Here is a 24,824-nt window from a genome sequence, read left to right on the forward strand (position 1 = left end):
CACGCCCGGCACATGTGCAGGCGTTCGGATTCCTCCTAGACTCCACCTTCATGCTGCGCGCCCTGGCTGTCGACGACGAACGGCCCTCCCTGGAGGAGCTGGTGTACCTGCTGAACGCGGATCCCCGGATCGGCGCCGCCGAGGGCGCCGGCGATGCCACCGAGGCGCTGCGCCGCATCACCCGCGCCCTGGAGTCCGGCCCGCACGGCCCCGAGGCCATCGACGTCGTCTTCCTCGACATCAACATGCCCGGCCTCGACGGCCTCGACCTCGCCCGGCTCCTCACCGGCTTCGCCCGGCCGCCGCTCGTCGTCTTCGTCACCGCGCACGAGGACTTCGCCGTCCAGGCGTTCGACCTCAAGGCCGTCGACTACGTCCTCAAACCCGTGCGCGGGGAACGCCTCGCCGAGGCCGTCCGCCGGGCCGCCGAACTGCGCGGCGCCGCCGTGCGGATCCCGGTCAGCGAACCCGACCCCGACCACCTCCCCGTCGAGCTGGGCGGGGTGACCCGCTTCGTCGCCGTCGACGACATCACCCATGTCGAGGCCCAGGGCGACTACGCCCGGCTGCACACCGCCAAGGGCAGCCATCTGGTCCGCATCCCGGTCTCCACCCTGGAGGAACGCTGGCGCGCACGCGGCTTCGTCCGCATCCACCGCCGCCATCTCGTCGCCCTGCGCCACATCGGCGAACTCCGTCTCGACGCCGGCACCGTCAGCGTGGTCGTCGGCGCCGAGGAACTCCAGGTCAGCCGCCGCCACGCCCGTGAACTGCGGGATCTGCTGATGAGGAGGCCCTGAAGGTGCCGCACCCGCAGACCGCGCCGTTCACCGACACCTCGGTCAGGAGGCCCTGAAGGTGCCCCGCCCGAACACCCCCGCCGGGAGGGACTGACCGTGCCCCCCGAGCCCACCCCACGCCGGGTCACCGTCACCGGCCCGCCCCGCCGCCCCGGCCGCCGCCACCCAGGCGGCTACTACCGCCCCCGCACCGAGATCGACGAACAGACCACCCTCGGCCACACCTACGTCCGCTCCCTCATACGCAGCCAGCTCCGCGCCGCCCTCACCGTCCTCGCCGTGCTCGCCCTCCTCGTCGCCCCGCTGCCCCTGGTGTTCGCCGCCGCCCCCGACGCCCGCCTGGAATGGGCCGTCCTCGGCTTCGGCGTCTACCTCCCCCTGGTGCTCCTCGCCCGCTGGTACGTCCGCCGCGCCGAACGCAACGAACGCGACTTCGTCCGCCTGGTCGAGGACCGCTAGGCCCGCCCGTGCACTCCGGCTACACCGTCACCGCCGTCGCCCTGGTCGTCGTCGCGACCGTCCTCGTCGGCGCCTTCGGCCTGCGCATATCCCGCACCACCTCCGACTTCTACGTCGCCTCCCGCACCGTCGGCCCCCGGCTGAACGCCGCCGCCATCAGCGGCGAGTACCTCTCCGCCGCCTCCTTCCTCGGGATCGCGGGGCTGGTCCTCGTCCAGGGCCCCGACATGCTCTGGTACCCGGTCGGCTACACCGCCGGGTATCTGGTCCTGCTGCTCTTCGTCGCCGCCCCGCTGCGCCGCTCCGGCGCCTACACCCTGCCCGACTTCGCCGAGGCCCGGCTCGCCTCCCAGACCGTCCGGCGGCTCGCCGGGGCGTTCGTCGTCGGCGTCGGCTGGCTCTATCTGCTGCCCCAGCTCCAGAGCGCCGGACTCACCCTCACCGTGCTCACCGGCGCCCCCGCCTGGCTCGGCGGGATCATCGTCGCCGTCGTCGTCACCGCCACCGTCGCCGCCGGAGGCATGCGCAGCATCACCTTCGTCCAGGCGTTCCAGTACTGGCTCAAGCTCACCGCCCTCCTGGTCCCCGCCCTGTTCCTGGTGCTGGCCTGGCAGGGCGACGGCGCCCCCCGGCACGCCTTCGACGAACCCGCCGCCTTCCGCGAACAGCGCGCGGTCACCGTCGACGCCACCCTCGATCTGCGCCTGGACCGCCCGCTGACGGTCACCGTCGACGGCACGGTCGACGGCCGCCGCCACCCCGGCACCGAGGTGACCCTCCCCACCGGCAGCCACCGCGTCGAACGCGGCACCCGCCTCACCTTCACCGCCGGGGACCCGGTCCCCGCCGCCCAGCGCGACACCGGCGGCGGCCTGTCCACCTCGTTCACCGACGGCCGCCAGGAACGCCCCCTGTACGCCACCTACGGACTGATCCTCGCCACCTTCCTCGGCACCATGGGCCTGCCCCATGTCGTCGTCCGCTTCTACACCAGCCCGCACGGCGTCGCCGCCCGCCGCACCACCGTCGCCGTCCTCGCCCTCATCGGCGGCTTCTACCTCCTCCCCCCGCTCTACGGCGCCCTCGGCCGGATCTACGCCCCCGAACTCACCCTCACCGGCGACGCCGACGCCGCCGTCCTGCTGCTGCCCGAGCGCGTCATCGGCGGCGTCGGCGGCGACCTCCTCGGCGCGCTGGTCGCCGGGGGCGCCTTCGCCGCGTTCCTGTCCACCGCGTCCGGCCTCACCATGGCTGTCGCCGGCGTCCTCACCCAGGACGTCCTCCCGGCGCGCGGCGTCCGTCACTTCCGGCTCGGCACCGTCCTCGCCATGGCCGCCCCGCTCGCCGCGAGCGCCCTGGTCGGCGGACGGCTGCCCGTGGCCGACGCGGTCGGCCTCGCCTTCGCCGTCTCGGCGTCCTCGTTCTGCCCGCTGCTGGTCCTCGGCATCTGGTGGCGCCGCCTCACCCCGCCCGGCGCGGCGGCCGGGATGCTCATCGGCGGCGGCTCCGCCTTCCTCGCCGTCACCGCCACCATGGCCGGGCTCCCCGGCACCGGACGGCTGCACACCCTGCTCGCCTGGCCCGCCGTCTGGTCCGTCCCGCTCGGCTTCCTCACCATGGTCCTGGTCTCCCTCGCCACCCCCGCCCGCGTCCCCGCGGGCACCGCCGCGATCCTCGCCCGCTTCCATCTCCCCGAGGATCTGAACCAGGGCCCCGCCCCCGCACGTGAGGTGAGGATGTGAGCGGATTCATCGCCGGGCTCTGCGTCGCCGTACTGCCGCTGCTCGCCGCCGGGTTCTGGTTCGGCAGACGCACCGCCCGCCCCGCCAGCCTCGCCGGGCTCGGCACCCCGGTGGAGCACGCCACCTTCGAGACCCTGCACACCGCCTCCCTCGCCGCGCCCCCGCTCAGAGCCGGGCTCACCGAGGAGACCGCCCGCCGCTCCGCCCGCCGACTGCGCACCCTGCTGGGCACCGACGCCCTCTGCCTCACCGACGGCACCCGCGTCCTCGCCTGGGACGGCGTCGGCGGCCACCACCGCGCCCAGATCATGGACCGCCTCGCCGGACCCCTGGACACCGGCCGCGGCGAAGCCTTCCCGCTGACCTGCGACACCCCCGACTGCCCCATCCGCTGGGCGGTCGTCGCCCCCCTCACCGTCGACGAACGGGTGCACGGCGCGCTGGTCGCCTGCGCGCCCCGCGAGTCCGCCGTCCTGGTCCGGGCCGCCGGGGAGGTCGCCCGCTGGGTCTCCGTCCAGCTCGAACTCGCCGATCTCGACCGCTCCCGCACCCGGCTGATCGAGGCCGAGATCAAGGCCCTGCGCGCCCAGATCTCCCCCCACTTCATCTTCAACTCGCTCGCGGTGATCGCCTCGTTCGTCCGCACCGACCCCGAGCACGCCCGCGAACTGCTCCTGGAATTCGCCGACTTCACCCGCTACTCGTTCCGCAAGCACGGCGACTTCACCACCCTCGCCGATGAACTCCACGCCATCGACCAGTACCTGTCCCTGGTCCGCGCCCGCTTCGGCGACCGGCTCGCCGTCACCCTCCAGATCGCCCCCGAGGTGCTGCCGGTCGCCCTGCCCTTCCTCTGTCTCCAGCCCCTGGTGGAGAACGCCGTCAAACACGGCCTCGAAGGCCGCACCGCCACCTGCCGGATCAGCATCACCGCCCGGGACGCAGGCCAGGAGGCACTGGTCGTCATCGAGGACGACGGCGCCGGTATGGACCCCGCCGCGCTGCGCCGCATCCTCGCCGGGGAGGTCAGCCCGTCCGGCGGCATCGGCCTGTCCAATGTCGACGACCGGCTCCGCCAGGTCTACGGCGACGACCACGGCCTGGTCATCGAGACCGCCGTCGGCGCGGGCATGAGGATCACCGCCCGGCTCCCCAAGTACCAGCCGGGCGTCCACTCCGCCCCGGTCCTGCCCGGCACCTGACCCGGACCCCGCCTCACCCCTTGATGGCGACCATCCCCAGCGTGATCAGCCCGAGCACCACCCAGCCGAACCACAGCCAGCCGTTGGAACCGAGTGTCACCGTGTACGCCGTCACCGCGACGAGACCGCCGACGGTGAGCACTCCCATGGTCTTCGTGGAACCGTCCGTGGAACCGGGCATCGCGCCACCCTCCTCAGAGTTCGGTGCCCCCCATGGTGCCCCGGTTCCCGCCGGTTCAGCGACCGCGGGCGTGCAGCGAGGCCAGATAGGCGTTGTACTCCGCCAGCTCCTTGTCCCCGTCCCGGTCGGCCGCCCGGTCCTGGCGCTTGGCCTGCCGCTGGTCGGAGGCGTACCACTGGAAGATCAGCGCGATCAGCACCAGCACCGACGGAATCTCACTGAACGCCCAGGCGATCCCCCCGGCCGCGTTCTGGTCCGACAGCACATCGATCCCGAGCGAGGCGGGCGGATTCTCGTACGCCCGCACCATCGGCTCGGACGCCATCATCAGCGCGATCCCGAAGAACGCGTGGAACGGCATGCCCGCGAACAGCTCCAGCATCCGCATCAGATAGCCCGGCCGGTGCGGACCCGGGTCGATCCCCATGATCGGCCAGAAGAAGATCAGCCCGACGGCGAGGAAGTGCACCATCATCGCGATATGGCCGGGCTTGGACTCCATCAGGAAGTCGAACAGCGGGGTGAAGTACAGCCCGTACAGCGAGGCGATGAACAGCGGGATCGTGAACACCGGATGGGTGACGATCCGCATGTACCGGCTGTGCAGCAGCGCCAGCAGCAGCTCACGCGGCCCCTTGCGGCCCCGCCCGGCCGGCGGCAGCGCGCGCAGCGCCAGGGTGATCGGGGCGCCGAGCAGGATCAGGATCGGCGACAGCATGCTGATCACCATGTGCTGCACCATGTGCACGCTGAACATGACCATCCCGTAGTCGTTCAGCTTGGTGCACATCACCAGCAGGATGCTCAGCACCCCGATCGCGAACGCCACGGTCCGCCCGACCGGCCACTTGTCCCCGCGCCGGGTCAGCCGCACGACCCCCCACGCATACAGCCCGAGCCCCACCAGACACGCCATGAGAAAGAACGGATCGGCCGACCACTCCAGCCCGCGCCCCAGCGTGAACGGCGCCAGATCCATATCCATGCCGTGCCCGCTGTGCTCCATGCCCGGCTCCTGATTCGTGGGGGTTGTACGAAAACGTCCGCCCCAAGACTAGAACCGCGCTGGTGCCTGTTTTCACTGGGGGTGAGTGGGGGTTCTTTGGGGGCGCTGGGGGCACCCCCTCTGGGGGAGGAACTGCGCGACCGGCCACAACCCCACCCGCACCCGGCAACGAAACCTAGAGCACACACTCCGCTTCCACGTACCGATCCTCCGGCACGGTCTTCAGCGTCTCCACGGCCTCCCCCAACGGCACCATCACGATCTCCGTCCCCCGAAGCGCCGTCATCGTCCCGAATTCTCCCCGATGCACGGCTTCCACGGCATGCCACCCGAACCGCGTCGCCAGCACCCGGTCATACGCCGTAGGCGTCCCGCCTCGCTGGACATGCCCGAGGATCACCGGCCGCGCCTCCTTGCCGAGCCGCGACTCCAGCTCCACGGCCAGCTGCCGGGCGATCCCGGCGAACCGCTCATGCCCGTAGACATCCTTGCCGCCCTCGTCGAACGCCATCGTCCCCGGCGCGGGCTTCGCCCCCTCCGCGGCGACCACGATCGCGAACCGCTTGCCCGCCGCGAAACGGGCGCCGACCTTCGCCGCCAGCTCCTCGATGTCGAAGGGCCGCTCCGGGACGACGACGGCGTGCGCCCCGGCCGCCATGCCGGAGTGCAGCGCGATCCACCCGGTGTGCCGCCCCATGACCTCCACGATCAGCACCCGCTGGTGCGACTCGGCGGTGGTCTTCAGCCGGTCCAGCGCCTCCGTGGCGACGGTCACCGCGGTGTCGAAACCGAAGGTCACATCGGTGACCGCGATGTCGTTGTCGATGGTCTTGGGCACGCCGACGATGGGCAGCCCGCCGTCGGACAGCAGCCGGGCCGCCTTGAGCGTGCCCTCACCGCCGATCGGGATGATCGCGTCGAGGCCGAGTTCCGCGACATGCCCCTTGGCCCGCTCCACGCCGTCCCGCAGATGCTCGGGGCGGACCCGGGAGGAGCCGAGGATGGTGCCGCCGCGGGCCAGGATGCCGGCCACGGCATCGAGGTCGAGCTTGAGGTAGTCGCACTCCAGGAGGCCCTTCCAGCCGTCCCGGAAGCCGATGACCTCGTCGCCGTGGTCGACTACGGCGCGGTGCACGACGGACCGGATGACGGCGTTCAGGCCGGGGCAGTCGCCGCCGGAGGTGAGGACACCAATGCGCATAGCCCGAAATACCTTCTCGACGTGGGCCGGGTCCGGACCGCGCTGTCCGGCTCGATCCCCGTCACCCTAGCGGCACCAGGGGGCCCGGCCCCACCATGCGTCCGGCCCTTGGACGTGCCCGCTCACCTGTGCGGACACCCCGTCAGACGGGCCGTCCGGATGGACGGGGACGCGGCTACGCCGTCTGCTGCTGGGCGGAGGCGATCCGCTCGCCGCGCAGCGCCTCGTACCAGCGGTCGTCGGTCGGCGGCAGCGCGTTCACATCCAGCGCCAGCTTCAGCAGCAGATCGGCGATCAGCGGATTGCGGGCCAGCACCGGGCCGTGCATGTACGTGCCGAAGACCGTGTCGTTGAAGGCGCCCTCGGTGCCGTCGCCCGTGCCGTTGCCGTTGCCGAAGCGGACCCGGGCGAGCGGGCGGGCGGTGGGGCCGAGGTGGGTGACGCCCTGGTGGTTCTCGAAGCCGGTCAGCGGCGGCAGCCCGAGCCGGGGGTCGATGTCGCCGAGGACATCGCCGACGCAGCGCTCGCCCTCGCCGCGGGTGGAGACCACGTCCAGCAGACCGAGGCCGGGCTCGCGCTGGCCGAGGTCGTTGATGAACTCGTGCCCGAGGATCTGGTAGCCCGCGCAGACCGAGAACACGATCGCGCCGTTGGCCACCGCCCGGTGCAGCCCGCCGTCCCGGCGCAGCCGCTCGGCCGCCAGCCGCTGCGGGCGGTCCTCACCGCCGCCGATCAGATAGATGTCGCCGGAGGTGGGGATGGGCTGGTCGCTGCGGACGTCGAGGCGGGCCACGTCCAGGCCGCGCTGGCGCGCCCGGCGCTCCACGACCAGGACATTGCCCTGGTCGCCGTAGGTGCTGAGCAGGTCCGGATAGATCCAGACGATCCGGAGGCTGTTGTCGCTCATGAAAGTGATCGTCCCCTGGGTTCGGTCGGTCGGGCGCTCGGTCGGTCGCTCAGTTCCCGACGCGGCGGCGCAGGTCCTGGAACGCGGTGTAGTTGGCGATGACCTCGATCCGGCCGGGCGGGGCCTGCTGGACCGCCTGGTCGAGGGTGTCGCAGACCTGGAAGTGCTGATTGGCGACCTCCAGCCGGACCGCGAGGTCGAGCCGGCGGTCACCGACGACGAAGATCGGGTGGCCGGTCAGCCGGGTGTAGTCGACGTCCCAGAGCCAGGAGGTGTCGGTGCCGTCGGCGCTGCGCGCGTTCACGGAGAGGATCACCGGGGTGGGCGGCGGGTCGATCAGCGAGAACGTCTCCAGCCAGCCGGCCGGGTTCTTCGCCAGCAGCAGCCGCAGGTCCCGGTTCATGAACTGGACCACGTCGTACCGGCCGGCCACCGCCTGTACCTGGTACATCCGCTCCAGCGCGACCTGCGGCGGCACCCCGAACACGGCGGCGACGGCGGCGGAGGTCGCCGCGTTGGCTTTGTTGGCGCGGCCGGGGAGCTGGAGGTGGATCGGCCAGGCCTGGCCGTGCGGGTCGAGGACATGGTCGCCGGAGAGCGCCCAGGTCGGCGCGGGGCGGCGGAAGCCGCACTGACCGCAGAACCAGTCGTCGCCGGGGCGCTGCATCACACCGCCGCAGGACGGGCAGGACCAGGCGTCGTCCTTCCACATCTGCCCGACGGCGACCCAGATCACATTCGGCGAGGACGAGGCCGCCCACACCACCAGCGGATCATCGGCGTTGGCGACCACCACGGCCTTCGATCCGGCGAGGCCCTCGCGCCAGTTCTCCGCGAGCATCCGGGTCTCGGCGGCGCGGTCGAGCTGGTCGCGGGAGAGGTTCAGCAGGGCGATGCACTTGGGGTCGGTGTCCCGGGCGACCCCGGCGAGATACTTCTCGTCGACCTCGATGACCCCGAACTTGGCGTCGGAGCGGCCGGCCAGCGCCGAGGTGATGCCGGCGGGCATATTGGCGCCGAGCGCGTTGGAGACGACCGGGCCGGCCGCGCGCAGCGCCTCGGCGATCAGCCGGGTGGTGGTGGTCTTGCCGTTGGTCGCCGAGACCAGGGTCACGTCCAGGCTCTGGGCGAGCCGGGCGAGGAGGTCGGGGTCGAGTTTGAGGGCCACCTTGCCGCCGATCACCGAGCCGCTGCCGCGTCCCGCGGCGCGCGATGCCGCCGCGACCGCCTTGCCCGCGGTCACGGCGAGCTTGGCCCGCGGCGTGAGCGGGTCCGAGTTCCCTGCCATCAGTTCCCGATCCTCCTTGCGTACGCGCCGCGCCGAACGCCTTACGGCTACGGTGTGGACTCAGCCTATCGAGCAACACTCACCTGCCCGAATCGCGGCCTGCGCCTGCGCGGCGGGCGTGAACCGAAGGAACCGTACCCTTCGATCATGCGACACGGTTCGATTCCGGGTGCCCACGGGCGCGTCCGGCCCCTCACCCTGCTCGGTGACCCGATCCTTCACACACCCTGCACGGAAGTCACCGATTTCGGCCCCGAACTCGCCCGCTTGGTGGAGGACTTGTTCGCCACGATGTATGCCGCGCAGGGGGTGGGTCTGGCCGCGAACCAGGTGGGGGAGGGGGTGCGGGTTTTCGTCTATGACTGCCCTGATGACGATGACGTACGTCACCTCGGGCATCTGGTGAATCCGGTGCTGGTGGCGGCGGAAGGGGTGGTGGTGCGGGGTCCGGAGGGCTGTCTGTCCCTGCCGGGGCTGGAGGCGGGGACGGAACGGTACGACGAGGCGGTGGTCGAGGGGTTCACGGTGACGGGGGAGCGGGTGGTGGTGCGGGGGAGCGGGTTCTTCGCGCGATGCCTTCAGCATGAGTGTGACCATGTGGAGGGCCGGGTGTACACGGACCGCGTGACCGGCTGGCGCCGCCGGAGGGTGCTGCGGAGGATCGCGAAGACGCGCTGGGGATCTCGGTAGCACCGGCGCCCGCGGGTGGACCGTGCCCGACCGCGCAGTTCCCCGCGCCCCCAAAAACCCGGAACTACCCCCGACGCGCGTCCAAGAAGCGCGGGGAACACCGCGAGCAACCCCACGGGCCCGCAGCGGACCTCCCCAGGGGCGCGGGGAACTGCGCGAATGCCCCCCACGGGCCCGCAGGGGACCTCTTCAGGGGCGCGGGGAACTGCGCGAGCAACCCCCACAACCCCGCAGCCGACCTCTTCAGGGGCGCGGGGAACTGCGCGAGCAACCCCCACCGGCCCGCAGTCGACCTCCTCAGGGGCGCGAGGAACTGCGCGAGCAACCCCCACAACCCCGCACCCGAACCCTCCAGGGGCGCGGGGAACTGCGCAAAACGGCCCCACCGCCCCGGAGGGGACGCGTGGCGGTCAGAACCCCGGACCCCCGACCCGGTCCGCCGCGGCGGCCAGCCGACCCCACAGCAGGTCCGCCAGCGACGTCACCAACTCCCGGCGCGAACACGGGCGCTCCCCCAACCACCAGTCCCCCGCCGCATGCATCATCCCGACGATCCCGTGCCCCCACACCCGCGCCAGCTCATGGCTGCTCGGCCCCAGATCCACCCGCTCCTCGATGACCTGGGCCAACTCCTCGCCCATCCGCCGGAGCAGCGGCGCCGAGTGCCGCCCCACATCGAACCCCCGCTCCCCGGCGGAGCCGTCGGCGGAGCCGTCCGCCGGGTGCATCAGGAACCGGTACACCTGAGGCCGCGCCTCGATCGCGGCGAGGTACGTGTCGAGCGTCGCCTCCACCCGCTCACGCCGCTCCGCGGGCGCGTCCAGCGCGGCCCGCAGCGAGGCCAGCAACGCATCCGTATGCCTTTTGGCCAAAGCTGCGTAAAGCCCGCCCTTGTCACCGAAGTGGCGGTAGAGAATCGGCTTGGTGATGCCCGCCTCCGCGGCAATCGCGTTCATCGAGGCGTGTGGACCGTCGCGCAGCACCACCCGGTCGGCGGCCTCCAGCAATTCTCGCCGGCGGCGGTCGGCGGACCGTTGCTGCTCGGTCCGCTGCGTGGTGTCCATGTGCTCTCCCCACCCGTGCTGATTCGGTGACGCCTGCGCAAAGTAACACTGATGATGTCCGAAGTATCGAACGGGCTGCCGGGTCATGCTCACGAGTTGACTTTTCCTACCCACTGGTAACAGACTGCCGTTACCGTAAGTAACATGCATGGGTGATGCGGGAGGGAACATGGCCGAGTTCACCATGGAGCTGAGCGACGACCAGAAGGAGGTCCGGGACTGGCTGCACGGCTTCGCCGCCGATGTCATCCGCCCCGCCGCCGCCGAGTGGGACGAGCGCGAGGAGACTCCCTGGCCGGTCATCCAGGAGGCCGCCAAGGTCGGTATCTACTCCCTGGACTTCTACGCCCAGCAGTACTTCGACCCCACCGGCCTCGGCATCCCGATGGCCATGGAGGAACTGTTCTGGGGCGACGCCGGTATCGCGCTGTCCATCGTCGGCACCGGCCTCGCGGCCGTCGGCGTCCTCGCCAACGGCACCGACGACCAGATCGGCACCTGGATCCCCCAGATGTACGGCGACGCCGACGACGTCAAGGTCGCCGCCTTCTGCTCCTCCGAACCGGACGCCGGGTCCGATGTCGCCTCGATGCGCACCCGGGCCGTGTACGACGAGGCCGCCGACGAGTGGGTGCTCGACGGCACCAAGACCTGGGCGACCAACGGCGGTATCGCCAATGTCCATGTGGTCGTGGCCGTCGTCGATCCGGAGCTGGGCTCGCGCGGCCACGCCTCCTTCATCGTCCCGCCCGGCACACCGGGGCTGACCCAGGGCCAGAAGTTCAAGAAGCACGGCATCCGCGCCTCGCACACCGCCGAGGTCGTCCTGGACGGCGTACGGGTGCCCGGGTCCTGTCTTCTCGGGGGGAAGGAGAAGCTGGACGAACGGCTCGCCCGTGCCCGGGAGAAGGCCGCGGCGGGCGGCGGCGAGCGGAGCAGGAACGCGGCGATGGCGACCTTCGAGGCGTCCCGGCCCGCCGTCGGCGCGATGGCCGTCGGCACCGCCCGCGCCGCCTACGAGGCCGCCCTCGACTACGCCATGACCCGGGAGCAGTTCGGGCGGCCGATCATCGACAACCAGGGCGTCGCCTTCCAGCTCGCCGATATGCGCACCGCCATCGACGCGGCCCGGCTGCTGGTGTGGCGGGCGTCCTGGATGGCGGTGAACGGGCGGCCGTTCACCGCCGCCGAGGGGTCGATGTCCAAGCTCTTCGCCAGCGAGACGGCGAAGAAGGTGACCGGCCAGGCGATCCAGATCCTGGGCGGCAACGGCTACACCCGCGAGTACCCCGTGGAGCGGATGCACCGGGACGCCGCGATCTACACCATTTTCGAGGGCACGAGCGAGATCCAGCGGCTGGTCATCGCCCGGACGCTGTCCGGGATGCCGATCCGCTAGCCGGATACGGCGGCGTCACCGGTGCTTCAGCGGGGTCAGCTGCTCGATGTCGTAGCGTCGGCGCAGGGCCTCGATCGCCTCGTGGTCGGGCGGGCCGCCGTCCCGCAGGATCTCCAGCAGCTCCTCGAAGTAGCGCTCGTGGTCCGGCGGCGGGCTCGCCTGGAAGAACATCTTCGCCGGGCTGTCGGTGGGGTTGGCGAAGGCGTGCGGGCAGCCCGGCGGTACGACGATCACCGTGCCCGGCGTCGCCCGCACCACCCGGTTGCCGCTGGGGGACCGCCAGCGCTGCCAGTTGTCCGGGGTGCGGATCCGCGGCTCGAACGCGAGGACGTCCAGCTCCCCCTCCAGGACGTAGAACAGTTCCTCGCTGCGGGTGTGGACATGCGCCCCCACATCGAAGCCCGGCGGGACCAGCACCTCGAAGGTGGAGGCCGTCCGGGAGTGCGAGCCGGTGACCTTGAACGTCACATGCTGGGCCGGAGTCTGGACCACCCGGCCGTGGCCGGGTGGTACCAGCAGCCCCTCGGTCGCGGTCATCGGCCGCTCACCAGGCGACGGGCAGGGCCTCGGGCCCGCGGATCAGCGCGCCCTTCTTGAACGGGACGTTCTCCGCCGGGACCGCCAGCCTCAGCCCCGGCAACCGGTCCAGCAGGGCGTCGACCAGCAGCTCCGACTCCAGCCGGCCCAGCATCGCGCCGGGGCAGAAGTGCGGGCCGAAGCCGAAGGCGACATGCGGGTTGGGGGAGCGGCCGAAGTGGATCGTCTCCGGGTCCGGGAAGACCGCCGGGTCGCGGTTGGCGGCCAGATAGGAGACATAGATGGCGTCGCCCCTGCGGACCGTGTGCCCGGCGATCTCGACATCCTCGGTCGCGATCCTCGACAGCCCCACCGCGTTGCGGTGGGGGATGTAGCGCAGCAGCTCGTCGATGGCCTGCGGGCGGATGCCGGGGTCGGCCCGCAACTGCTCGGTCAGCTCCGGCCGGGTCAGCAGGATGTAGAACATCTGCCCGCTGTTGTTGGTGACCGCCTCGCCGCCGATCTGGAGCAGCACCGCGAGGCCCACCGCCTCCTGGAGCGTCACCTCGCCCCGGCCCACCGCCGCACCGAGCAGCGAGGTGACATCCTCGCCGGTGCCGTTCTCGCGCGCCCCGATCAGATCGGCGAAGTAGGCGCCCATCTCCTGCTTGGCCTGCTCGCTGACATCGGCGCCGTGCGAGGAGGACAGGATCAGCTGGGTCCAGACATGCATCCCGTGCCGGTCCGCCGCCGGGACGCCCATCAGCTCGCAGATCACCGCGATCGGGAACGGGCTGAGCACCGTCTCCGTCAGATCCGCCGGAGGGCCCGCCCGCAGCAGCTCGTCCACCATCTCGTCCAGCAGCCGGCGGGACTGCTCCCGCACCCGCTCCACCCCGCGCGCGGTGAACGCGGGCGCCACCGAGCGGCGCAGCCGGGTGTGGTCCGGCGGATCCAGGAAACCGACCGCGCCCCGAGCCGGGATGAAGTGCGGGGCGAGCCGGGTGACCGGCCGGTCCATCACCGCCTCCCGGCTGAACCGCGGGTCGTTGGTCACCATCCGCACATCGTCGTAGCGGGTCACCAGCCACGCCCAGCCCTCGCCGTTGGGCAGCCGGATCCGGGTCACCGGGCCCTCGTTCATCAGCTTGCGCAGCACCGGGTCGAAGTCCACCCCGGTCAGATCGAGGGCCGGCCAGGGCCGGACCGGGGGTGCGGTCTCGGTGATCGTCTCTTCGGTCATCTCACGCCGTCTCGTCGGAGCCGCTCCAGCGGCCGAGGCTCATCTCCGCGGTGATACCGGGCCCGAACCCGGCGAGCAGCCCGCGGGCCTGGTGTTCCGCGCCGCCCTCGTCGAAGAGCCGGCGCAGCGCGTCCAGGACGACGGCGCTCGCGATGTTGCCGTACTCGGTGAGCGTGGCCCGGCTGAACCGGAAGGCGTGCGGCTCGACCTGGAGATACTTGCTGAGGTCGTCGAGGATGCGGGGACCGCCCGCGTGGACTATGTAGAAGTCCAGGTCGGCGGCGTCCCAGCCGTGCAGCCCCGCGAGATCCTGGAGCGCCGGAGCCAGCGGCTCCATCGTCCCGGGCACCCGCTTGTCCAGCAGGAAGTGGAACCCGGTCGCCCGCACGTCGTACGAGATCCAGTCCTCGGTCTTCGGGATCAGATACGAGGCGTTGCGCTCCAGACGTACGCCGGTGCCGCCCCGGCCGCGCACCACGGCCGCCGCGACCCCGTCCCCGAACAGGCCGTTGGACAGCAGCGAGCCGATGCCGAGGTCGGTGGGCTGGTAGCACAGCGAGCAGAACTCGCAGGCCACGATCAGTGCGTTGCCCTGCGGGTAGGCCAGGCAGAAGTCGTGCGCGCGGTTGATCGCGGCACCGCCCGCCGCACAGCCCAGCTGGGCTATCGGGAGCTGCCGGGTGGTGGAGTCGAAGTCCATCTCGTTGATGAGCCACGCGGTGAGCGAGGGCATCATGAAGCCGGTGCACGAGACGTAGATGATCACGTCGATGTCGGAGGTCAGCACCTCCGCGTCGTCCAGCGCCCGCTGCACCACCGCCGGTACCCGGGCCTTCGCCTCCGCCTCGTACAGCTTGTTGCGGTACTGGAACCCCGGGTGCTTCAGGGTCTCCTCGATCGGCTGGACGATGTGCCGGGTACGGACCCCGGTGTTCTCGATCAGTCGGAGGGCCAGCGGCAGTTGGGGGTGGTCGGCGTGGCGGGAGCGCGCCAGCTCCAGCGTCTCCTCCATCGTGATCACGTGCTCTGGAACGGACACCGTGGGTCTGCACAAAGTCGCCATGAACCGTGCCTGCTTTCGCCGTCCGGAAGCGTTCGCCGCCCCGGTCAGAAGGTGGTGCACCCGGAGGGTGGTTCACCAGAGGTGATGACCCCACGATCACCCCACGGCCCGACGACTTCGCGCGGAACTACTCCGTCTCGGGGACGGCGACTTTTCAAACCCGGGACAGCGACAACGCCCCCGAAAGGGGCGCGAGGAACTGCGCGACCGGCCACGATGCACCCGCACCGGCCGACGAACCCCCGCCCGCTACCCCCGCTGCCCACTGCTGTGGGCGATGCAGGCGACATCGATCCGGTCCGCGAGCTTCGCCAACTCGATGGTCAACGCCGCGACCGTGTCCTCGTCGAGCCCGTCCTCACCGGCCTCGACAAGCCGCAGCCACCTCCCGCCCAAGGTACGCAGCAACCGGCTCACATCGGCGGCAGCCACCTGCAAGGTCCCGCGGTCGTCGACAATCAGCGGCAGGGTCACTTCGCGGTTCACAAACGCGATGGTAACCGCGCTCCCCTCAGCGGCCGTGCCACACCGTGGTGATGTTGCAGAACTCCCGGATTCCGTGCCCGGACAGCTCACGCCCGTACCCGGACCGCTTGACCCCGCCGAACGGGAACGCCGGATGCGAGGCCGTCATCCCGTTGAAGAACACGCCCCCGGCCTCCAGATCCCGGGTGAACCGGGCGGTCTCCGCCTCGTCGCGGGTCCAGACACTGGAACTGAGCCCGAACGGCGAATCGTTCGCGATCAGCACCGCCTCGTCCGGATCGGCGGCCCGGTACAGCGTCGCCACCGGCCCGAACGCCTCCTCGCGGTGGATCCGCATCTCGCGGTCGATCCCGGTCAGCACGGTCGGCGGGTAGTACCAGCCCTCCCCCTCGGGCCGCTCGCCCCCGCACAGCACCCGCGCGCCGCTGCGCCGGGCGTCGTCCACGAGTTCCTCCAGGTCGGCCCGGCCCTGCTCGGTGGCCAGCGGCCCGACCGCGGTGTCCTCCGCCATCGGATCGCCCACCCTGAGCGCCCGCATGCCCGCCGCGAACCGCTCGGCGAAGGCGTCGAAGACATCCGTGTGCACGATGAACCGCTTCGCGGCGATGCACGACTGCCCGTTGTTCTGCGTCCGGGCCGTCACCGCGACCTCGGCGGCCCGGTCCAGGTCGGCCGACGGCATCACCACGAACGGATCACTGCCGCCCAGCTCCAGCACCGTCTTCTTGATCATCTCGCCGCAGGTGGCCGCGACCGCCCGCCCGGCCGGTTCGCTGCCGGTCAGGGTGGCCGCCCGGACCCGCTCGTCGCGCAGGATGGCGTCCACCGCGCCGGAACCGATCAGCAGGGTCTGGAAGCAGCCCGGCGGGTACCCGGCCCGGTGGAAGAGATCCTCCAGGTAGAGGGCGGTCTGCGGGACGTTCGAGGCATGTTTGAGCAGACCGACGTTCCCGGCCATCAGCGCGGGCGCCGCGAACCGCATCACCTGCCACAGCGGGAAGTTCCACGGCATCACCGCGAGGACCGGGCCGAGCGGCCGGTAGCGGACCCGGACCCGGGAGGCGCCGGAGTCCTCCACGTCGGCGGCGTCGGGCACCTCGTCCGCGAGCAGCGCCTCCGCGTGCTCGGCGTACCAGCGCATCGCCCTGGCGCACTTCGCCGCCTCCGCCCGTGCCTGCGCGAGCGGCTTGCCCATCTCGGTGGTCATCACCCGCGCGATGTCCTCGCGGTCCCCGTCCAGCAGATTCGCGGCCTGGACCAGCAGGCGTGAGCGGTCGGTGAAGGTCGCGTCGCGATAGGTGCGGAAGGTGGCCTCGGCGAGCTGGAGCCGCCGCTCGATCTCCTCCTCGCCCATGGCCTCGTACGTCCTGAGCGTCTCGCCGTTCGCCGGGTTCACCGTCGCGATGGGCATGGCCGACCTCCTGGAGCGCGGGTGCGACTGTGCTTCGACGCTTCGACCTTCCCGCGCGGTGCGGGGGAGCGCAACGTGTGGGGGTTTCGCGGCGGTGGGGGTGCCGATGTCGGTGCGGGGGCTTGGTTTCGGGCGGGTGCCGATGTCGGTGCGGGGGCTCGGTTCTGTGCGGGTGCTCACGTCAGTGCGGGGGCTCGGTTCTGTGGGGGTGCCGATGTCGGTGTGGGGGCTCGGTTCCGGGCGGGTGCCCACGTCAGTGCGGGTGCCCGGCTCCGTGCGTGGGTTCGGTTCCGTGCGGGGGCTCGGTCAGGCGGTCCAGGAATGTGCGCTGGGCCGTCACGATCAGCTCGCGGGCCCGGTCCACCGGCAGCCATGCCACCCGGTCCAGCTCGGGGAACTCCTGGATCCGGCCCGAGCGGGGCGGCCACTCCATCGTGAAGGTGCCCGGCACCATGTCCGCCGGGTCGAGATCCGCCTCGATCGCCCACACCGTGACCGTCTTGCCGCCGCGCTGCCGCACCTCCCCCAGCGGTACGGGCTCCCCGTCCGGCGGCGCCAGCCCCAGTTCCTCCCGGAACTCCCGCCGGGCCGCGTCCCACGCCCGCTCGTCGTCCCCGTACTCGCCCTTCGGCACGGTCCACGCGCCCGCGTCCTTCCGCGCGAAGAACGGGCCTCCCATATGGCCCAGCAACACCTCGCAGCCCTGTCCGGTGGTCCGGAACAACAGCAGTCCGGCACTGCGCCGCCCCGTCACGCCCTGACCTCCGGATGCGCGGCGAGCAGTGTCTCCACGGTGTCCGCCTCCTCCGGCCGCTTGTCCTCCCGGTAGCGCACCACCCGCGCGAACCGCAGGGTCACCCCGGCCGGATAGCGGGTGGAGCGCTGGAGACCGTCGTAGGCGATCTCCACGACCAGCTCCGGGCGGACGGTGACCACCCAGCCGTCGTCCCGCACCGCCAGTTCCTGGAGCCGCTCGGTCTGCCAGGCCAGCGTGGCATCGGTGAGCCCCTTGAACGTCTTGCCGAGCATCGCGAAGGATCCGTCGGCCGCGCGGGCGCCCAGATGCAGATTGGAGAGCTTGCCGGTACGGCGGCCATGGCCCCACTCGGCGGCCAGCACCACCAGGTCCAGGGTGTGCACGGGCTTCACCTTCAGCCAGGACGCACCGCGCCGCCCGGCGCCATAGGGCGCGTCCAGCGCCTTGACGACCACACCCTCATGCCCCCGGGCGAGGGTCCCGGCGAGGAACGCCTCGGCGGCCGGAACGTCCCCGGGCCCCTCCACCAGCGCCCGGCGGACCCGCAGCGGCTCCGGCACCAGCGCCGCCAGTGCCGCGTGCCGCTCGGTGAAGGGGAGGTCGAGCAGGTCCCGGCCGTCGACGCCGAGCGCGTCGAAGAACACCGGGGAGATCCGGGTCGCCCCGGCCGCGCCCGCCACATCCACCCGGGAGCCGACCCGCCCGGCGGTCTCCTGGAAGGCGCGCGGGCGCCCGTCCGGACCCAGGGCGAGGACCTCGCCGGCCAGGATGAACCGCTCACCGGGCAGCGCCAGCACGGCCGAGGTCACCTCGGGGAGGCGCTCGGTGATGTCGTGCAGGGTGCGGGTGTAGAGGCGGACGTCGGGGCCGTCGCGGTGGGCCTGCACCCGGATGCCGTCGAGTTTCTCCTCCACCGCGCAGGCGCCGCCGAGCCGGTCCACTGCCTCGGCGACCGAGGCGGCGGTCTGCGCCAGCATCGGCTGCACCGGACTGCCCACGGTGAGCCGGAACCGGGCGACGGCCTCCGGCCCCTCACCGAGCAGCGCGCGGGCGACCGGCTGGAGGGACCCCGCGAGCATCACCGCCCGGCGCACCGAGGCGGCCGGGGCGCCGGTCGCCTGGGCCAGCCCCTCCACCGCCACGGCGTCCAGCGCGCCCTGCCGCACCTCACCGGTGATCAGCCCGATCAGGAACCGCTGCTCCTCCGCGGTGGCCGCGCCCATCAGCGCCTCCAGCAGCCGGGTCCGCTCCGCTTGCGAGCCGGCCCCGGCGACCGCGCCGAGCGCGGTGAGCCGGGCGTCCACGTCATGGACGGTGAGGGTGGGGGTGGGGGCGGGGGGTACCGGGCGGCTCAGCAGCTTCCAGCCGATGCCGAGGCGGCCCTGGGGGAGGCGTCCCGCCAGGTAGGGGATGACGATCGGGACGTCGTCCGCGTCCGTCTCGCGGAACAGGTCCGCGAGCAGCGCGGTCTTGCGGGAGCGCGCCGAGGTGCCGGCGACCTCCCGGGAGACCTGAGCGAGCCGGGACAGAAGCATGCGGCCATGGTGCTACGGGGTGGGGGTGGGGGCATTTTGGTGGGGGAAGGGAGGGGAGCTGGGGGTGGGGTGGTTGTGGTGCCGGGGGCCGTTGCGGTGCGGGTCGGGGGTGGGTGTGGTGTGGGGCTCGGGCGGGGCTGGCCGGGCGGCGTTGGGTGGTGGCGGTTCCGGGGTGGGGGTGGCCCACGGCAGGAGTGCTTGGGCCGACCGGTGTCCGGCAAGGTGGTGCCGGGCAGGGCCGGGCCGGTCCCGGGCTGGGTGAGGGTCAGTGGCCGGGCGGGAGCCAGTGGCCGGGCCCGGCCAGGCTCCGACGAGGTGTCGAGTGGGCCCCGGGCCTCGCTCTCCCCTCCCCGCCCTCCCCTTCCCCTCCCCGGGTGGGCCCCGCTCAGCCCTCCCCGAAGGCCCCGTCCAGGTCCGTCATCAGCAGCTCCCCGTTGACCGCGGCAGCGGCCCGGTAGCCGCCGCTCACCGCGTGCGGGACCTGTTCGGCGAAGCCCATGGCGTTGCCCGCCGCGTACACCCCGGGGACCGAGGTCTGCCCGGTGGGGTCGACCACCGGGTAGGCGCCGAACGGCGTCGCGTCGAGCCGTGCGCCGAGCCGTTCCAGGAGGCCGGTCTGCGGGATCGCCCGAGGCGCGGTGAAGAGCACCTCGCGCTCGTGCACGGTGCCGTCCGCGAGCCGGACGCCCGTGAGCCGGTCGTCGGCCGTCAGCACCTCGGCGACCTCGCCGGGCACCACCTTGACCCCGGCCGCGGCGAGCCGCCGTAGATCCTGGTCGGAGAGTTCGGACTCGTCGACGGTGTGCAGGAAGAAGGTCACGTCCGGGGACCACTGGGTGACCATCAGGGCCTGGTGCACGCTCAGCGGGGTGGTCGCCAGCACGCCGAACGCCCGGTCGCGGACCTCCCAGCCATGGCAGTACGGGCAGTGCAGCACATCCTCGCCGAACCGCTCCGCGAGCCCCGGCACGGGCGGCAGCTCGTCCTTGAGGCCGGTCGTGACGATCAGCCGCCGCGCGTGGGCCGTCCGGCCGCTCTCCAGCGTCACGGCGAAGGCCCCGGTTCCGCCGTCCCGGGTGACGTCCCCGGTTCCGCCGTCCCGAGTGACATCCCCGGTCCCGCCGTCCCGGGTGACGTCCACGGCCCGGTCACGGATCTGTGCCACGTCCTCGTACCGGGCGACCTCCTCGCGGCCCAGGGCCAGGAACTCCGCCGGGGGCATCCCGTCCCGGGTGAGGAAGCCCTGCATATGGGCGGACGGGGCGTTGCGGGGCTCGCCCGCGTCGACGACCAGGGTGCGGCGCCGGGCGCGGCCGAGGACGAGGGCGGCGGAGAGGCCCGCCGCGCCGCCGCCGATGACGATCACTTCGTACGGCTCGGTCGTTGTCATGGTCTCGGTCATGGTGACCACCTCCGATGTCGACCGTCATCGATCCGGTGCCGTATTGACAAATCTCTTTGCTGAATCTGCAATGGATGGATGAGTACGGAAGAAGTGCTGGCCGGGGTCGGACCGCGGCTGCGGCAGATGCGCAAGGAGCGCGAGGTGACCCTCGCGGGGCTGTCGGAGGCCACCGGTATCTCGGTGAGCACCCTGTCCCGGCTGGAGTCGGGGCTGCGCAAGCCCAGCCTGGAACTGCTGCTGCCCATCGCGCAGGCCCATCAGGTGCCGCTGGACGAACTCGTCGGCGCCCCGGCCGTCGGCGATCCCCGGGTGCGGGCCGAGCCGATCCACCGGCACGGGCGGACGTACATCCCCCTCACCCGCCAGCCGGGCGGCCTCCAGGCGTTCAAGGTGCTGCTGCCGAACCGCGCGGGCGAGCCGGATCCCCGGACGCACGAGGGGTACGAGTGGCTGTATGTGCTCTCCGGACGGGTACGGCTGGTGCTGGGCGGGCACGATGTGGTGCTTACGGCGGGGGAGGCGGCGGAGTTCGACACCCGGGTGCCGCACTGGTTCGGGTCGACGGGGGAGGGGCCGGCGGAGTTCCTGAGCCTGTTCGGGCCGCAGGGGGAGCGGATGCATGTCCGGGCCCGGCCCAAGCGGGCGGAGGAGTGAGAGGGGCGAGGGGAGTGAGGGGCGGGGCGTGTGGTTCCCTTGCGGCAAGCGACCGCTTAGCATGCGACCCAGTCGAGTGAACCGGTCCGGACGGTCCGGTCGGGCACTGTCGCTGGAGGCCCCGCATGCAGGCATGGCAGGTGCACGAGAACGGTGAGCCCGGCGAGGTGATGCGGCGGGCGGAGGTGGCGCTGCCCACCCCGGGCGACGGCCAGGTCCTGCTGAAGGTGCGCGCCGCCAACGTCAACTTCCCGGACGCGCTGCTCTGCCGGGGCCAGTACCAGGTGCGCCCGCCGCTCCCGTTCACCCCCGGCGTGGAGATCTGCGGCGAGACCGAGGACGGCCGCCGGGTGCTCGCCAACCCCGTACTGCCCCACGGCGGGTTCGCCGAGTACGCGGTCGCGGACGCCGCCGCGCTGCTGCCCGCGCCCGAGTCGCTGGACGACGCCGAGGCCGCCGCGCTGCACATCGGCTACCAGACCGGCTGGTTCGGGCTGCACCGCCGGGCCGCCCTGCGCGAGGGCGAGACCCTCCTCGTGCACGCCGCCGCCGGCGGGGTCGGCAGCGCCGCCGTACAGCTCGGCAAGGCGGCCGGGGCCCGGGTCGTCGGGGTCGTCGGCGGCGCCGAGAAGGCGGCCGTCGCCCGGGACCTGGGCTGTGACGTGGTGATCGACCGGCGTACCGAGGACGTGATAGCGGCCGTGAAGGAGGCCACCGGGGGACAGGGCGCCGATGTGGTCTACGACCCCGTGGGCGGGACCGCGTACGAACAGTCCACCAAGGTCATCGCGTTCGAGGGCCGGATCGTGGTCGTCGGTTTCGCGGGCGGGGCGATACCGCGCCCGGCGCTCAACCATGCCCTGGTGAAGAACTACGCGATCCTCGGCCTGCACTGGGGCCTCTACAACACCAGGAATCCGGCACTGGTCCGGCACTGCCACGACCGGCTCACCGAGCTGGCCGCGCGTGGCGCGATCAGACCGCTGGTCAGCGAGCGGGTCCCGTTCGACGCGGCGGCGGACGCCGTGCGGCGGGTGGCGGATGGGGTGACGACCGGGCGGATCGTGGTCGTACCGGGGGAAGGCTGATGAAGCGGCCGGGGCGGGCGGAACGGCCGGAGCATCGGGAGCGGATGGAGCATCGGGAGCGGATGGAGCATCGGGAGCGGCTGGATCATCGGGAATGGCCGGAGCGCCCGGAGCGCCCGGAGCGCCCGGAGCGGCCGGGTGAGGGAGAGGGGATTGCCGAATGACCGATGAGAGCGATGTGACCGATGTGGCCGACGAAGCCGGCGCGGCCTCCGTGGCCGATGCCACCGGCGTGCCCGGCGTGCCCGGCGTGCCCGGCGTGCCCGGCGTGCCCGGAGTGACCGGCGTGACCGCCCCGCCCCCCGCCCCCCTCACCCCCGCCGCCCTGCGCCGCCGTACCGCCACCCTTCTGGCCGCGCACCCGCCCGCCACCACCCCGCCGCTCGACTTCCTCAAGGCCCGGTTCGACGCCGGGCTCGCCTGGGTGCACTTCCCGGAGGGACTCGGCGGACTCGGCGCCCCCCGCGCGCTCCAGGCCGTCGTGGACGCCGAACTCGCCGCCGCGGGCGCCCCCGACAACGACCCGCGCCGGATCGGCATCGGCCTCGGCATGGCCGCGCCGACCCTCCTGAAGTACGGCACGGACGAGCAGAAGCGGCGCTATCTGCGGCCGTTGTGGGTGGGTGAGGAGGTGTGGTGCCAGCTGTTCAGCGAGCCCGGCGCCGGATCCGACCTCGCCGCCCTCGGCACCCGGGCCGTCCGCGACGGCGACGACTGGGTGGTGGACGGGCAGAAGGTGTGGACGTCCAGCGCGCATCTCGCCCGCTGGGCGATCCTCCTCGCCCGCACCGACCCGGACGTCCCCAAGCACCGGGGCATCACCTACTTCCTCTGCGACATGACCGACCCCGGGGTGGAGGTCCGCCCGCTGCGGCAGATCACCGGGGAGGCCGAGTTCAACGAGGTGTTCCTGACCGGCGTCCGCATTCCCGACTCCCGGCGGCTCGGGGCGGTCGGCGACGGCTGGCGGGTCGCGCGGACCACGCTCGACAACGAGAGGGTCGCCATCGGCGGGATGCGGCTGCCGCGCGAGGGCGGCATGATCGGCCCGGTCGCCAGGACCTGGCGCGAACGCCCCGCACTGCGCACCCATGAGCTGCGCCAGCGGCTGCTGACCCTGTGGGTGGAGGCGGAGGTCGCCCGCCTCACCGGCGAACGTCTGCGCCAGCAACTCGCCGTCGGGCAGCCCGGCCCCGAGGGCGCCGGGCTGAAACTCGCCTTCGCCCACCTCAACCAGCAGATCAGCGGCCTGGAGGTGGAACTCCTGGGCGAGGAGGGGCTCCTCTACGACGACTGGACCATGCGCCGCCCGGAACTGGTCGACTTCACCGGCCGCGACGCCGGGTACCGCTATCTGCGCGCCAAGGGCAACAGCATCGAGGGCGGCACCAGCGAGATCCTGCTGAACATCGTCGCCGAGCGGGTCCTCGGCCTGCCCGGCGAACCCCGCACCGACAAGGACGTCCCTTGGAAGGACCTCGCCCGATGACCGACCTGCGCCCCTCCGACCTGCTCCACGCCGATCTGCTCCACTCCGAGGAGGAAGAGGCCCTGCGGGCGGCGGTACGGGATCTGGTCACCGACCGCGGCACCACCGCGTCGGTACCGGCCCTGGTGGAGTCGGAGGCGTCCCACGACCTGGCGCTGTGGCGGACGCTCACCGCCGGGATGGGGCTCGCCGGTCTGCTGATCCCGGAGGCGCTGGACGGCCAGGGCGCCTCGCACCGGGAGGCCGCCGTCGTCCTGGAGGAACTGGGGCGGGCGGTGGCGCCCGTACCGTATCTGACCAGCGCGGTTGTCGCCACGGAGGCGCTGCTGGAGTGCGGCGCGGACGATCTGCTGCGCGATCTGGCGTCCGGTACGGCCCTCGCCGCGCTCTGCGTGGGCCTGCACACCGCTCCCACCGCTGACTTCCGGACCGTACGGGTGGCGGACGGGACGCTGTACGGGGAGCTGCCGGGGATCGCGGACGCGGGCGCCGCCGATGTGCTGCTGGTACCGGCGGAGGACGGGGCCCTGTACGCGGTGGCGGCGCCGGGACCGTCCGCTTCCGGGATCACCGTCGTACCGCAGGTGTCGCTGGATCGGACGCGGCCGGTGGCGACCGTGGTGCTGGCGGGCGCGGCCGGGCGGCGGCTGGGGGAGTCCGGGCCCGCCGTACGCCGGGCGCTGCGGGCCGGGGCCGGGCTGCTGGCGTCCGAGCAACTGGGTGTCGCGGACTGGGCGCTGACCGAGACGGTCCGCTATCTGACGGAACGCAAGCAGTTCAACCGTCCGGTGGGCGGTTTCCAGGCGCTCAAGCACCGGCTGGCGCAGCTGTGGCTGGAGACCGCGCAACTGCGGGCCGCCGCCCGCGCCGCCGCCGACGCCCTGGCGACCGGCCAGGAGCCGGACCTCGCGGTTGCGGTGGCACAGGCGTACGCGGCCGGGGTCGCCGTCCACGCCACGGAGGAGGCGCTCCAACTGCACGGCGGCATCGGGATGACCTGGGAACACCCCGTCCACCTCTACCTGAAACGAGCCAAGGCGGACTCGATCGCGTACGGGACGGCGGGGGCGCACCGGGAGTGGGTGGGGGAACTGGTGGATCTGGCTGGGGTGTAGGAGTGGGGCGGGGTGGGGGCGGTGTGGTGAGGGACTTTGCGCTCTCGCGCCGATCTTCACAGAGGTACGTTGCGCCGAAGGGCCGCCGACGTACTGGCGATGTACCGGCGACGTACCGGCGAA

24 protein-coding genes are annotated in these 24,824 nt (G+C 72.4%); 10 read left to right on the top strand and 14 right to left on the bottom strand.

Annotated elements, in window-relative coordinates:
• Positions 1 to 50: 50 nt before the first annotated feature.
• From ABZX40_RS04150 to ABZX40_RS04165, 4 genes are all read left to right on the top strand, one after another.
• Positions 51 to 800, top strand: a complete 750-nt coding sequence (locus ABZX40_RS04150; protein ID WP_355736907.1) for a LytTR family DNA-binding domain-containing protein — start codon at positions 51 to 53, stop codon at positions 798 to 800.
• A 96-nt stretch (positions 801 to 896) separates the two neighbouring features.
• Positions 897 to 1,259, top strand: a complete 363-nt coding sequence (locus tag ABZX40_RS04155) for a hypothetical protein (protein WP_355736909.1) — start codon at positions 897 to 899, stop codon at positions 1,257 to 1,259.
• An 8-nt stretch (positions 1,260 to 1,267) separates the two neighbouring features.
• Positions 1,268 to 3,001 (top strand): cation acetate symporter, encoded by a 1,734-nt coding sequence (locus ABZX40_RS04160; RefSeq protein WP_355736911.1) that lies wholly within the window; start codon positions 1,268 to 1,270, stop codon positions 2,999 to 3,001.
• Positions 2,998 to 4,203 (top strand): histidine kinase, encoded by a 1,206-nt coding sequence (locus ABZX40_RS04165; RefSeq protein ID WP_355736913.1) that lies wholly within the window; start codon positions 2,998 to 3,000, stop codon positions 4,201 to 4,203. Before ABZX40_RS04160 ends, ABZX40_RS04165 begins: the two co-directional genes overlap by 4 nt.
• 13 nt (positions 4,204 to 4,216) lie before the next feature.
• Here the strand turns inward: ABZX40_RS04165 and ABZX40_RS04170 are convergent, their stop codons facing one another.
• From ABZX40_RS04170 to ABZX40_RS04190, 5 genes are all read right to left on the bottom strand, one after another.
• Complete coding sequence (locus tag ABZX40_RS04170; protein WP_355736916.1) at positions 4,217 to 4,384, bottom strand: hypothetical protein; 168 nt, start codon at positions 4,382 to 4,384, stop codon at positions 4,217 to 4,219.
• A gap of 55 nt (positions 4,385 to 4,439) precedes the next feature.
• Positions 4,440 to 5,390 (bottom strand): cytochrome c oxidase assembly protein, encoded by a 951-nt coding sequence (locus ABZX40_RS04175; RefSeq protein ID WP_355736918.1) that lies wholly within the window; start codon positions 5,388 to 5,390, stop codon positions 4,440 to 4,442.
• Between the two features lie 175 nt (positions 5,391 to 5,565).
• Positions 5,566 to 6,591, bottom strand: coding sequence for a 6-phosphofructokinase (locus ABZX40_RS04180; protein ID WP_355736921.1), 1,026 nt, complete (start codon positions 6,589 to 6,591; stop codon positions 5,566 to 5,568).
• A 175-nt stretch (positions 6,592 to 6,766) separates the two neighbouring features.
• Positions 6,767 to 7,498, bottom strand: coding sequence for a glutamine amidotransferase (locus ABZX40_RS04185; protein WP_355736923.1), 732 nt, complete (start codon positions 7,496 to 7,498; stop codon positions 6,767 to 6,769).
• 49 nt (positions 7,499 to 7,547) lie between these two features.
• Positions 7,548 to 8,786 carry a MurT ligase domain-containing protein gene (locus ABZX40_RS04190; protein WP_355736926.1) on the bottom strand — a complete coding sequence of 413 codons (1,239 nt, stop codon included), beginning with the start codon at positions 8,784 to 8,786 and terminating at the stop codon, positions 7,548 to 7,550.
• Between the two features lie 147 nt (positions 8,787 to 8,933).
• On the opposite strand from ABZX40_RS04190, the gene def reads away from it, so the two are divergent.
• Positions 8,934 to 9,476, top strand: a complete 543-nt coding sequence (gene def / locus ABZX40_RS04195) for a peptide deformylase (protein WP_355736928.1) — start codon at positions 8,934 to 8,936, stop codon at positions 9,474 to 9,476.
• 410 nt (positions 9,477 to 9,886) lie between these two features.
• Here the strand turns inward: def and ABZX40_RS04200 are convergent, their stop codons facing one another.
• Complete coding sequence (locus tag ABZX40_RS04200) at positions 9,887 to 10,540, bottom strand: TetR family transcriptional regulator (protein WP_355736931.1); 654 nt, start codon at positions 10,538 to 10,540, stop codon at positions 9,887 to 9,889.
• A 169-nt stretch (positions 10,541 to 10,709) separates the two neighbouring features.
• Here ABZX40_RS04200 and ABZX40_RS04205 point away from each other — a divergent pair, with 169 nt between their 5' ends.
• On the top strand, positions 10,710 to 11,939 hold the full coding sequence (locus tag ABZX40_RS04205; RefSeq protein ID WP_355736933.1) for an acyl-CoA dehydrogenase family protein: 1,230 nt from the start codon (positions 10,710 to 10,712) through the stop codon (positions 11,937 to 11,939).
• Positions 11,940 to 11,954: 15 nt separating this feature from the next.
• Here the strand turns inward: ABZX40_RS04205 and ABZX40_RS04210 are convergent, their stop codons facing one another.
• The 8 genes from ABZX40_RS04210 to ABZX40_RS04245 form a co-directional block, all read right to left on the bottom strand.
• The gene (locus tag ABZX40_RS04210; protein WP_355736935.1) at positions 11,955 to 12,476 is read right to left on the bottom strand and encodes a cupin domain-containing protein; all 522 of its coding nucleotides are present in this window, start codon (positions 12,474 to 12,476) and stop codon (positions 11,955 to 11,957) included.
• Between the two features lie 7 nt (positions 12,477 to 12,483).
• Positions 12,484 to 13,698 (bottom strand): cytochrome P450, encoded by a 1,215-nt coding sequence (locus ABZX40_RS04215; RefSeq protein ID WP_355736937.1) that lies wholly within the window; start codon positions 13,696 to 13,698, stop codon positions 12,484 to 12,486.
• A 1-nt stretch (position 13,699) separates the two neighbouring features.
• On the bottom strand, positions 13,700 to 14,809 hold the full coding sequence (locus ABZX40_RS04220) for a type III polyketide synthase (protein ID WP_355737339.1): 1,110 nt from the start codon (positions 14,807 to 14,809) through the stop codon (positions 13,700 to 13,702).
• 201 nt (positions 14,810 to 15,010) lie between these two features.
• A complete protein-coding gene (locus ABZX40_RS04225; protein ID WP_355736940.1) occupies positions 15,011 to 15,247 on the bottom strand; it encodes a DUF6213 family protein in 237 nt (78 codons plus the stop codon).
• 25 nt (positions 15,248 to 15,272) lie between these two features.
• Positions 15,273 to 16,658 carry an NADP-dependent succinic semialdehyde dehydrogenase gene (locus ABZX40_RS04230; protein WP_355736943.1) on the bottom strand — a complete coding sequence of 462 codons (1,386 nt, stop codon included), beginning with the start codon at positions 16,656 to 16,658 and terminating at the stop codon, positions 15,273 to 15,275.
• A 253-nt stretch (positions 16,659 to 16,911) separates the two neighbouring features.
• On the bottom strand, positions 16,912 to 17,412 hold the full coding sequence (locus ABZX40_RS04235; RefSeq protein WP_355736945.1) for an NUDIX domain-containing protein: 501 nt from the start codon (positions 17,410 to 17,412) through the stop codon (positions 16,912 to 16,914).
• Positions 17,409 to 18,950, bottom strand: a complete 1,542-nt coding sequence (locus tag ABZX40_RS04240) for an ATP-dependent DNA ligase (RefSeq protein WP_355736948.1) — start codon at positions 18,948 to 18,950, stop codon at positions 17,409 to 17,411. The genes ABZX40_RS04235 and ABZX40_RS04240 overlap by 4 nt, the downstream gene beginning before the upstream one ends.
• A 385-nt stretch (positions 18,951 to 19,335) precedes the next feature.
• Positions 19,336 to 20,352, bottom strand: a complete 1,017-nt coding sequence (locus tag ABZX40_RS04245) for an NAD(P)/FAD-dependent oxidoreductase (RefSeq protein WP_355736950.1) — start codon at positions 20,350 to 20,352, stop codon at positions 19,336 to 19,338.
• Positions 20,353 to 20,430: 78 nt separating this feature from the next.
• Between ABZX40_RS04245 and ABZX40_RS04250 the strand changes: the two genes are divergently transcribed.
• From ABZX40_RS04250 to ABZX40_RS04265, 4 genes are all read left to right on the top strand, one after another.
• Positions 20,431 to 21,009 (top strand): XRE family transcriptional regulator, encoded by a 579-nt coding sequence (locus tag ABZX40_RS04250; protein ID WP_355736953.1) that lies wholly within the window; start codon positions 20,431 to 20,433, stop codon positions 21,007 to 21,009.
• A gap of 125 nt (positions 21,010 to 21,134) precedes the next feature.
• Entirely contained in the window at positions 21,135 to 22,097 is a 963-nt protein-coding gene (locus tag ABZX40_RS04255) for an NADPH:quinone oxidoreductase family protein (protein ID WP_355736956.1), read from the top strand.
• Positions 22,098 to 22,257: 160 nt separating this feature from the next.
• On the top strand, positions 22,258 to 23,586 hold the full coding sequence (locus tag ABZX40_RS04260; protein ID WP_355736959.1) for an acyl-CoA dehydrogenase family protein: 1,329 nt from the start codon (positions 22,258 to 22,260) through the stop codon (positions 23,584 to 23,586).
• Positions 23,583 to 24,701, top strand: coding sequence for an acyl-CoA dehydrogenase family protein (locus ABZX40_RS04265; RefSeq protein ID WP_355736961.1), 1,119 nt, complete (start codon positions 23,583 to 23,585; stop codon positions 24,699 to 24,701). Before ABZX40_RS04260 ends, ABZX40_RS04265 begins: the two co-directional genes overlap by 4 nt.
• Positions 24,702 to 24,824: the final 123 nt, after the last annotated feature.

This window comes from Streptomyces sp. NPDC004610, assembly GCF_040609715.1.
Lineage (GTDB): Bacteria > Actinomycetota > Actinomycetes > Streptomycetales > Streptomycetaceae > Streptomyces.